General features: G+C 35.1%; 13 protein-coding genes and 3 pseudogenes. 5 read left to right on the forward strand and 11 right to left on the reverse strand.

The features are described 5' to 3' along the window. Window positions 1-233, reverse strand: a 233-nt coding sequence (locus HP401_RS29720; protein WP_217366268.1) for a hypothetical protein, incomplete at its 3' end; no start/stop codon positions are given. Between the two features lie 878 nt (window positions 234-1,111). Here HP401_RS29720 and HP401_RS29005 point away from each other — a divergent pair. The 3 genes and pseudogenes from HP401_RS29005 to HP401_RS29015 all read left to right on the forward strand — a co-directional run. Continuing rightward, window positions 1,112-1,534: pseudogene (locus HP401_RS29005) on the forward strand (DUF4280 domain-containing protein); the annotation flags it as partial. Between the two features lie 321 nt (window positions 1,535-1,855). Beyond that, on the forward strand, window positions 1,856-2,368 hold the full coding sequence (locus tag HP401_RS29010) for a polymorphic toxin type 28 domain-containing protein (protein WP_254457232.1): 513 nt from the start codon (window positions 1,856-1,858) through the stop codon (window positions 2,366-2,368). Beyond that, a complete protein-coding gene (locus tag HP401_RS29015; protein WP_217366269.1) occupies window positions 2,361-2,765 on the forward strand; it encodes a contact-dependent growth inhibition system immunity protein in 405 nt (134 codons plus the stop codon). The genes HP401_RS29010 and HP401_RS29015 overlap by 8 nt, the downstream gene beginning before the upstream one ends. Window positions 2,766-2,946: 181 nt before the next feature. Here HP401_RS29015 and HP401_RS29020 read toward each other — a convergent pair. Continuing rightward, window positions 2,947-3,297, reverse strand: a pseudogene (locus tag HP401_RS29020) (transposase); the annotation flags it as partial. A gap of 311 nt (window positions 3,298-3,608) precedes the next feature. On the opposite strand from HP401_RS29020, the gene HP401_RS29025 reads away from it, so the two are divergent. Next, window positions 3,609-3,962, forward strand: a complete 354-nt coding sequence (locus HP401_RS29025) for a DUF5412 family protein (protein WP_173607559.1) — start codon at window positions 3,609-3,611, stop codon at window positions 3,960-3,962. A gap of 201 nt (window positions 3,963-4,163) precedes the next feature. On the opposite strand, the gene HP401_RS29030 is transcribed toward HP401_RS29025, so the two are convergent. Both HP401_RS29030 and HP401_RS29035 read right to left on the reverse strand, forming a co-directional pair. Beyond that, a complete protein-coding gene (locus tag HP401_RS29030; protein ID WP_173607560.1) occupies window positions 4,164-4,595 on the reverse strand; it encodes a hypothetical protein in 432 nt (143 codons plus the stop codon). Window positions 4,596-4,634: 39 nt separating this feature from the next. Further along, entirely contained in the window at window positions 4,635-4,865 is a 231-nt protein-coding gene (locus tag HP401_RS29035) for a hypothetical protein (protein WP_173607561.1), read from the reverse strand. A gap of 184 nt (window positions 4,866-5,049) precedes the next feature. Here HP401_RS29035 and HP401_RS29040 point away from each other — a divergent pair, with 184 nt between their 5' ends. After that, a complete protein-coding gene (locus tag HP401_RS29040) occupies window positions 5,050-5,430 on the forward strand; it encodes a hypothetical protein (RefSeq protein ID WP_173607562.1) in 381 nt (126 codons plus the stop codon). A 58-nt stretch (window positions 5,431-5,488) separates the two neighbouring features. Here HP401_RS29040 and HP401_RS29045 read toward each other — a convergent pair whose 3' ends face one another. The 7 genes and pseudogenes from HP401_RS29045 to HP401_RS30100 all read right to left on the reverse strand — a co-directional run. Continuing rightward, window positions 5,489-5,992: a hypothetical protein gene (locus HP401_RS29045; protein WP_173607563.1), complete on the reverse strand. Its 504-nt coding sequence runs from the start codon at window positions 5,990-5,992 to the stop codon at window positions 5,489-5,491. 31 nt (window positions 5,993-6,023) lie between these two features. After that, window positions 6,024-6,590 carry a GNAT family N-acetyltransferase gene (locus HP401_RS29050; protein ID WP_173607564.1) on the reverse strand — a complete coding sequence of 189 codons (567 nt, stop codon included), beginning with the start codon at window positions 6,588-6,590 and terminating at the stop codon, window positions 6,024-6,026. A gap of 49 nt (window positions 6,591-6,639) precedes the next feature. Then, on the reverse strand, window positions 6,640-6,834 hold the full coding sequence (locus HP401_RS29055; RefSeq protein ID WP_173607565.1) for a hypothetical protein: 195 nt from the start codon (window positions 6,832-6,834) through the stop codon (window positions 6,640-6,642). A gap of 67 nt (window positions 6,835-6,901) precedes the next feature. Then, a complete protein-coding gene (locus HP401_RS29060; RefSeq protein ID WP_173607566.1) occupies window positions 6,902-7,114 on the reverse strand; it encodes a hypothetical protein in 213 nt (70 codons plus the stop codon). A 17-nt stretch (window positions 7,115-7,131) separates the two neighbouring features. After that, complete coding sequence (locus tag HP401_RS29065; protein ID WP_173607567.1) at window positions 7,132-7,779, reverse strand: hypothetical protein; 648 nt, start codon at window positions 7,777-7,779, stop codon at window positions 7,132-7,134. 36 nt (window positions 7,780-7,815) lie between these two features. Further along, window positions 7,816-8,586, reverse strand: coding sequence for a peptide arginase family protein (locus HP401_RS29070; RefSeq protein ID WP_173607568.1), 771 nt, complete (start codon window positions 8,584-8,586; stop codon window positions 7,816-7,818). Window positions 8,587-9,299: 713 nt separating this feature from the next. Then, window positions 9,300-9,366 (reverse strand): annotated as a pseudogene (locus HP401_RS30100) (flagellar biosynthesis protein FliA); the annotation flags it as partial.

A 9,366-nucleotide genomic window follows, 5' to 3' on the forward strand; every position in this document is an offset into this window, starting at 1 on the left:
GCGTGCCTGTACGCCGGGAGTTGTTGTCGATTAATTCGCGGTTGCTTGTATGGTAAAGGATTGTTTAGAAAAAAGGGGTATTTTGGGAACAAAATCAAGAGAACTTGTATGTCTGAATATTGATAATTACCATCAATAAGACTGTTAATTACTCCATATCCCCCTAATTTTCTTTGCATCTTAGGGGAGTGTTTCAGCAGCCACTCAAACTCTGAGGTATTTTTATTTTTCATCTGTAAACTTTCAAAATATGCATTAAGGTGGTTTGAAAATTTAATATAATAATCGTTGTCTGTTTTGAGATTTCATAAAGTAGCAATAATCTTCATTAATCCAATTAATAGATTAATAGCCAACGTAACAATGTAAAATGACACAACGTCACCTCGTATGGTATGTCCTGAATGATTATTAAAACTAATCTTGTATTCAGTTTTTAATAGATTGATTTCATACCATTACTTTCGGCAATTTGATAATAGAACCCAAGTTTTCTTTTAAGAATCAATAATTCATCCTCATAATCAAGCATTCCTTATTTGTTCATATCTTACAGCAATTTCAGTTGGTGGATAACATGCTTTTCTTCAATTCGAAATGTCCAAGATCATGTCTTTACTCAAATAGTTGCCTCCTGTCAAAATAGGGTTTAAGAAATACTCATCAAATTACCTTTTCATTTGTTTTTAACTTTGATAACAATTTCGATTTCTTCGCCTTCGGAAACCATGTAATCGACGTTTGTCATGCAAATAGAATCAACACTTATTAGAAGATCACTTGCATAACGAAGAGTGTCACCTTTCTTGATATACCACTTTTCACCATCTTTAACTACAGTTTCTTTTATACTACATCCCCTCATAATTTCAACTCCCAATCAAAGAATGCTTTGATTTAAATTCTATACAATCATAATCTATGAGCCTGAGAATAGGCTCATTTTTGTTTGTCGAAAACTTACTATATAGTAAATATTTCCTAGTATTGATAGGGCAAAAGTCATTTGTGTTTCTATTCGTATACATTGTATTGTTTGGTAGTGTACATATTGAAAAAAATGTAATATACAGGTAAATATTAGCTTTTCTGCAGGAAAGGTGGGGAAGTAGTGCCGAATATAGAAAAAGATGTTATCATAAAGAGTTCATCTGCAAGTAAACAAAGTTATGTTGTCGCTGGAGCCATTATCTCATGTAACAAGGGTAGTAAACTAAGCCGATTAAAGATGGACTTTAGCCATGGTGTATACATAAAAGGAATGCCCCAAATGAATATAAAAGACCATGTACCAAATATAAATATCTTTCCTTTTGGAAAATGCAGCAGCTTGCAAAATCCAACTGTTGCAGCAGCTACTGCTGCCAATAATGGTAAACTTACTCCTATGCCTTGTACACCAGTGACAACAATACCTTGGATTGATGGGAAATATGATAAACTTGTCGATGGGCATCCTGCTCTATTGGATAAATCAACGCTTCCATGCTTATACTGTGGAACAATTAAGATTGAAGACGATGGTCAGTATTTAAATGCATCTAGTATAAAAGCAATTCAGGAAGAGTTTAACCAAGACCAAAAGAAACAAAAAATGATTGATCAAGCCGCAGGTCTCATTCCAGATTCAGGTAATGTCGCAGGAGATGATGCCTTTTCCCGATTTACCGAGGGCGCAAAGTCTTTTGGTAAAGGCTTGTGGGATGGGGCAACAAATGAAATAGATCAAACAATAACTTTTATTGAGAATACATTGAAAGACCCAATAGCTGGCATAAAGAATTATTTCATTGAGTTAGACCAAGAATCAGATGAAGTCGCCAAACAGTTAGAAGAGGGGACTTTTGATCAGAACATGATTAAGGAATACTCAGATAAGGTCGACGAAATTGATTCATTAATTTCAGAAGGCGATTGGGAAGGGGCTGGCGGTATAGTAGGTGGATTTATCGTTCAAAAAGGCATTGAACGACTTGGAGGGAATAAAAGGAATCCGAATAGAGATAATGATAACCCACAGAATAACGCTTTAGAGTCGTTGTCAAGGGCGCAAAAAAGAAACTTAGAGACTTTAGACAACATTGTTGATAATCATTTAACAGACATGGACTTTTCGGGTACACTAAGAGATTTACAGGGAGATCCCGTTCCGAAACCCGGAGGAGGCTACTGGAATCACTTACAAGAAATGAAGGACTCATATAAAGGACTAAGAAAGATAAAGAGAGGTTTAGAAGGGTCACTTCAGAACCCGAATTTACCACAAGATACAAGAAAAGTTTTGGAAACGGCATTAGATAAGGCTAGTGTAAATTTGAAAAAGATTGAAGATTTATTCGAACCATTTGGAGGCTTAGATAATGACTAGGATCAAAGACATTTATTTTTTAAGTGAAAATCAGCAGAAAGCAGAAGCTCCATACGCTTTGGATGAATGGTACAACAGATTAATAAACAAAACAGTTGATGAAGTCGATGTAAAAGATATATGCAGAATGCTATCACAAAATATATTCATTGACTTGGGAATAAAGAAAGCATGGGAGATTCTAGAAGAAGATCCTTTAGCGGGCGACATTTATGATGGACAGCTCTTAGAGTTACTTTATAAAATTGAATTAGATAGGTTTGATGACTTAACTTCTGTTGGAAAATTACTTCACCATATTCATACAAGAGTACCGCATTTGGAATGGTTGAGTGACGAAGATCAGCAAGAATACACTGATTTGCTGATTAAGTTCAAAAGAAAGGTAATACGGTAACGCTCGGGTCTGTCGAGACTTTTGTGTAAACTCAATCAACCGATATTGAAAAGGTTTCATCCCCTAATTAGGGTATCTTTCACGGAGCTAACAGGGTCAAGGGCGCAAGGCGAAGCGAACCCTTGACGCGTTGGTGTAGAGAAAGAAAATCCCTTCGAGGATGAAGCCTTTCTTTGTTTGTTAACGGATGTGTGGACACGCCTTTCGCATACATCGCGAGGATTTGATCTTCGATCCCCGTTACATTGGACTGGTGCTTCTTTACGATTGCAGGCTCAAATTCTCCCTCACGATCACAAGGGACTTGAATGTCAACTTCACTATACTCGGAACGGATTGTTTTTTTACTGTATCCATTACGACTATTCGTTGTCCGCTTTCTTTTCATGTCATGCTTCGCATATCCAAGAGAGGACTCCATTTCTGCTTCGAGCATTTCTTGGATCGTTTCAGCAAACAAATCCTTCAAAGCCGACTGTACGTCGTCCACAGACTTCATCTCCTTCTGTTTGATCTGCTCTTTTGACATCATAAAAAATCTCCCAACCTTTCTAAGACTAATTGTAGTTTAGAGGTTGAGAGTTTACACAGAATATTTTACAGACTCATCAAGTTTTTTGTTGAATGCAAACTTATTATTCCCTTCAATCAAAGCGCTGCTTTATTTATCTTTTAGCCAAAATGAATTAAGATTAGTTCAGATTTTAACAGGTAGCGCGCGCGGAATGGTTTGATAGTTATTTTGATGATCCGACCGATCAAGCTGCTATCAATAGAGGTATTGATTGGTTCGAAGATGATAGATTCGAATAAGAAATTTTTGATTCACGAAGGCGGAGTATCATGAAAAAAATCCTACATAATAAGTTATTCATTCCTCTCTTTATTTTGATCCTACTTCCCTTTTTACTCTATTACATCGCATTTTATTCAACATTATTGATCGGGCAGGGAGAACTGACTAATGAGGTGTATTCGCCAAACAGTCAGTACGTTGCCAAGGTATATCGTGTCGGTGATGAAGGTGGCTTACGAGTAGATGTAAATACGGGACTTTTCGGTAGTGAGAGACTTATTTACTGGAGTTGGAAAGAAACCGAAGAAAAAGTAAAATGGATTGACGATACCCACATTAAGATCAATGAGAGAGTTTTAGACGTTAGATCTGAGAAGTATGACAAGAGAACACTGGATTAATTAGAGCAATTTTCATGCTTAGTAGGATATTCAAATATAGGGAGGAATTCCTCCTTATATTTGAATTAATTAAATAAAAATGATTAATATGGTAAATATAGAAACTCGTTAAAGGTTTAACCCATTAATATTTTGTATACATTAAATGAATTCACCCTCTTATCAGTACACACTGCAATCCTCATGAAGTCCCCATTTTATTTAGTATTTAGGCCCGAATGCTTCCATCTCAGCAATGACCATATCGGTTCTACGCTCATCAAGATAAAGATTTATAGAATCGAATTTCTGACAAATGAAAATTAACCCTTCGGGAGATTGCGCATCAATTTTAAGATATTCAGGATTGTCGTGCATGACAGTCATATGATCAGGACGAGCTAATATATGTAATGCATCCCCAACGAATCCTCTAACAAGAGTGACTTTATTTAAGATTTCCGGGGTATCACGGATAGTCAAAAGTAGTTTTACTACATTGGGATCATTCCATTGTATCTTTTCAAAGTTTGGAACCAATTCCTTTAGATGAGGAAAGTCTTCAGCTAATTTAACAAAAGGGAACAGGTATTCATTTATTTTCTCAATGATTTCATTGGTATTATTTGATATGAACATTGGATTTTCATTCATTACTCATTCCCCCAATTTGTATAAGATCAAATCTTCATTTTATTTAAAGTTATGTCCAACAATCTGCATGTCTTTCGCTTGATGGAAGAAAGTAATTCCCTCATCACCTCTCAAAATCACGAAAGCACACATATGCATGTCATACTCAACAACACCCGTGAAGTTTTGATCATAAGTCGTATCGATGTAACTAACTCTATGTCCTTCAATGATCCTTTCCTCATTAACGTCATCTCTACCAATGTATTGAACAGTTACGACAATATCCAAATCTACTCATCTTGATAGTCCTCCTTTTAATAATAACAGCTACTTTTGTTTTTCGTTTTTAACCTTATCTTGAGAAAACTTGTTCAGCTAAGTCGAAAATAAAAATCCCAATTTTTACTATGACATACACCCGAATAATACCTGTGAATAATTTGAAGTAAACAGTAAAAGGAGTTGATTTTTTGTGTATGGATATCAAGGATATTACCCTTATCAGGTGAACTTTGGTTATGGGTATCAAATACCTAATGAACAATTTCAGCTTATACAGAGACAGCAGCCTCTTGATTTGAGCACAGAAGGGGCAACCAATAGTCAAAACTTAGGTAATGGATTTCACCGTTACGCATGGGAAGAAAGAACAATTCCTGGCAGTACTTACTTAGGTGTTCGAATATTTGCAGGTAGCAAAAAGGTCATAACCGCAGGATATGGCGTAGCAAAGTATGCTCCTATTTATGCCATGGAGAGTTTCCCACGCACTGCAAACCAATGGTATATGACTATCTACAATCCAACTGATGCCGATAGACAACTTGGGATATACTTAATAGCAAAAGACTAGCATATCAGAGGGGCGCATGTGCAATGTGCAATGTGCCTTTCCTAATCAAAATCTTCTTTTATTTCATATCCCTCAGATAGGTAATTATTGTTAAAATGGCAGAGGCGAAGCCAATTACCTGAATTATTACAATCACAGTTTTTGTTAACTTCTCTTTCCATCCTTGTTTGTTACTAAAAATACTCATAATTAACAGAATTAAGCCTGAGATTACCCCATATACACTGAATAACAAAAATGGGCTAATGATAATCTTAACGATTAAATATGGGAAATAATAATATATACCAAAACATATTAGTATCAGACCTAATCCTATTCCCACATCACCGAATCCAAGTGTTTTTTTATTCAATTTGCCTGTTTCTATACTTAATCCCATTATCCCAAACACAAAAAGCAGCAAACTTATTATGTTTGTAGCTATTTCATTTTCAAAAAAAACAGTTTTATAGACTAAATAACCGCAAATTAAAGCTGTGATTGCCACTGAAAATCCATTAATGCTATCCCTTTTTACTTTTCGCTGCTCTTCTATACTTACATCCAGTTCACTATCCATTTTCTAATCAGTACTCCTTTTAATCAGTAATCTAATTAGGATTCACCCATTTAATCTTCGCATAATGTCCAAACTCTTCAATTTCAAAGCCATGTTTCTTATAGAAGTGAACAAGTCTATCTCCATGGTCACTCAAATCATCTGGAGTCAAATCACCAGTAATTTCTCTCTTGTTATGCTGCTTTGCATTAGCCTTCAATTGCTCCATCAATATTGTTCCATGGCCTTTATTGGCATCCTTAATGCGAACTTTGATATCTAAAATGAAGAGAGATCCGTCTTGACGATCCATTGCTGCAATTCTTGCATTTTTACATGAATTGTCTGATCCTATGATCGCTGCCACTATGTAAAATGGGTCACATTCATATCCGTACAGGATTATGAATTCTTTGTCTTTGTTGAGGAATGTACTGTAGATAATTGATTCTTTCTCAAGAATGTGCTTTTCAATCAGATAAGCCTTCAATTCATCGAGTGAAAGCTTTTGTATGTGATTCCAATCAACAACCTCTCGAACCAGAAAGGGAGGAGTGATTTCATTTTCTTTATCAATCTCTACTTCCTCAAATCCAAAATCTTTTAATGTATCAAACAAGTTTATCCCTCCAATCATTCACTCTTTAGACATACATCAAGCCCACCTTTTATTGATCATCTACTACCTGAACAAACCCTTTTGATTCCAATGCTTCGATAAACAGTTTAATAGCTCCTCTGTCATAAAACTCAGCCATCAAGTAATTACCTTTTGTTTTGTGCCCCATACGAGTAACATTCCAAGCGATCACATCATCTCGTGAATTAGTTGCCACCTTAAACAACTTGGTATTTTCTTCCACTTAAAACACTCCTCTCCCTATTCCATAAGCTATTACGATATTGGTGGTAACTCCATAGAATCTCCTTCTATAAAAGTTCAGCTTTCATTTTCTCTATCTTATTCTCAATGCTTTGTAAAGCTTGATTACTTCCTTCAATTACTCCCTGCTCCAATCCCTCTCCATAAGTTCTATTTAGATCCATAATTATTGAGTTACGCAAGCCAACATCAGACATGTCAAAACCTTTTTCCGCAAGCCTAACAATTAATGTATGTGCAATCTCATCTGCTGCATTCATGTAATGAAATTCTCCTTTTATCTTAATAACAAATTAGCCATGTTATCTAATGCTGCTTCAACATATTCCTCTATATTTATATAAGTTGTTCTAACCTTGCCATTTACGTTATATCTTTTTCTGTTCTCATTACTTCCTATTAGTAACTCAATATTGAAATAATCTTCTGTTATCGTTGATGCCACATTAGCATGTTTTATTACTTCTACATTTCTTTTGTCGTTTATGAAAACAGAAGGCACTCCTTCATGAATGATTTCATTTCGAAAGCTATTAATTTCAGAATCAGACTCACATCGTTCTCTAGGGTACTTAATTCGTTGATCTTTATTGAGATCATAGATATGCTTCATAAACTTTTCTACAACATCTAAAACACTATCTGCGCTCATAAAAAATCTTCTAATGTCTCTTTGCAACTCATACATACTAATTGTTGCATTTTGATTTACAGGATTCACATACTTACAAAAAGCATTATAATCTTCTATTAATACACGCAAGGAAAATAAAGTATTTACCAGACCATGTTCTAAAACTTGTCGTAATTCATCTATTTCTAATTCCATAACCTTTTCTAATAAGATTACTCCATCATGTTGAACAGACTCCCATATATTGCGCTCTAGGAAGATCATTTCGGCAACAGACGTTTCATGTAACACGTATAAACATCCCCTTCCAATTAAATATTGATTTTATTACCATTCAACTGTTTCATTAAAATCTAGTTCAAAAACATCTAAAAAGGTATCCAACAAAAACTTGCAAGGTGCGACTCCGCCACAATAATCAGGAGATAAAGCAACAGTAATTACATCCCACTGATAGAGATGTCTAAGTAGCAATAATTCATGCCTTATTACATCTTCTGATTTTAAGTCAGATTCTTTATACTGACGCGATTTGTTAAAATAATCCAGATCAAGATCAAGAATGACATTATGGTCTTTTCTATATTGGTTGAATTCATTAGCGTTGAAATGTTTTGTAAGGTTGACAATCTCTTGAAAACGCATTTCTTGTTTGTAACTGCATCCTTCAGGTAAGCATTCTAGATAATATTCACTTGCACTAGTACCCTCTTGAATTAACTTTTCAATACTATTTGGCTCCATTTTGTCGCCAGAAACAAAAATTGTTTCCCCAATTGTTCCTGATGCAATACCAGTCCAGATAAAATTGTCAATGTGAATCATGTTACTTTCAGGTGTTTGACCATTTCTCTCATAGCTCTGCGCCACTTTCATTATATCTTCAATTGTATTGATTTCCTTTACCCCTCTAACATGCACACCATCAACACAGTCATCCAAGTGTGCATCGACATGTACAAGTATAGAATTAGGCTTGATATTACCAATTAGCTTTTCAATTTCCCATGCACCAAATGCCCAATTATGGTCTCTAAAGACATATATTGGTTTATCTCTGAACTTTATCTTCCAGTTGATGTAAAATTCCCAATCCATATTTTCATCACCTATATTCCAATAAAATTAGACATTTATTTCTACACTTTCATTTCCAGTTCAATTCTATTATGACCCTTCTTTACATCGACAATCTTTTGTTTGTATATTGAACATTTATAATTGCCATTAGCACCATCACAGTTTTATTCTGAGCAAAAAATATTCATAATCCACTTTCTTAATAAAATCTAGTTTATATTCACATGCCAATTATACCAAATATTTCCGTACCCTTCGACGTAGTGCTAAGACTATTTGTAAGGCGTATATGGGACGTGTTGCGTAATTGGTAATGGTGTGTTTATAGGTAATGAGTGATTGAACGTGTGTAGGGGCATTGTGGAGGGTTTTAAAGTGGCTTATTGTGGATCATCACGTAATGATACATTTTAGATGGTAAAATGTATACTCGCCAATAAAGGCTACAATTGATAAAGTGCTTAAAGCTGCAAAGAAGTGTAATCCCAAAGTTAGTTATGAGACTTTTTTTCCACCCTTATAAAATGAAAAAGGCAACCCATTTCGTAAATGAATGAGTTGCTTTTCTTATTTTATAAAGCTTGTCCAATTTTACTTGATGATAGAAAAGACGGGTTTGTCCTCATTTAAAATAACCTTTTGATGACTCGTTCCTCTTCTAATAAGGTCAAAACTTGCCCGAATATTAAACAAGATCGACTGTATTTGACATCGCTTTCTGTTTATATCGTCTTCACAATATGCGCCACCAGTCGCAAATTGTGCTCAATCAGCTTGTTGCGGGCGTAAGGGTCGCCT

Source organism: Brevibacillus sp. HB2.2 (genome assembly GCF_013284275.1).
GTDB classification, from domain to species: domain Bacteria; phylum Bacillota; class Bacilli; order Brevibacillales; family Brevibacillaceae; genus Brevibacillus; species Brevibacillus brevis_D.

Coding starts and splice junctions, on each gene's coding strand:
- HP401_RS29010 (WP_254457232.1), top strand. CDS start 1,856: ATGATTAAGGAATACTCAGATAAGGTCGACGAAATTGATTCATTAATT.
- HP401_RS29015 (WP_217366269.1), top strand. CDS start 2,361: ATGACTAGGATCAAAGACATTTATTTTTTAAGTGAAAATCAGCAGAAA.
- HP401_RS29025 (WP_173607559.1), top strand. CDS start 3,609: ATGAAAAAAATCCTACATAATAAGTTATTCATTCCTCTCTTTATTTTG.
- HP401_RS29030 (WP_173607560.1), bottom strand. CDS start 4,595: ATGAATGAAAATCCAATGTTCATATCAAATAATACCAATGAAATCATT.
- HP401_RS29045 (WP_173607563.1), bottom strand. CDS start 5,992: ATGGATAGTGAACTGGATGTAAGTATAGAAGAGCAGCGAAAAGTAAAA.
- HP401_RS29060 (WP_173607566.1), bottom strand. CDS start 7,114: ATGAATGCAGCAGATGAGATTGCACATACATTAATTGTTAGGCTTGCG.
- HP401_RS29070 (WP_173607568.1), bottom strand. CDS start 8,586: ATGGATTGGGAATTTTACATCAACTGGAAGATAAAGTTCAGAGATAAA.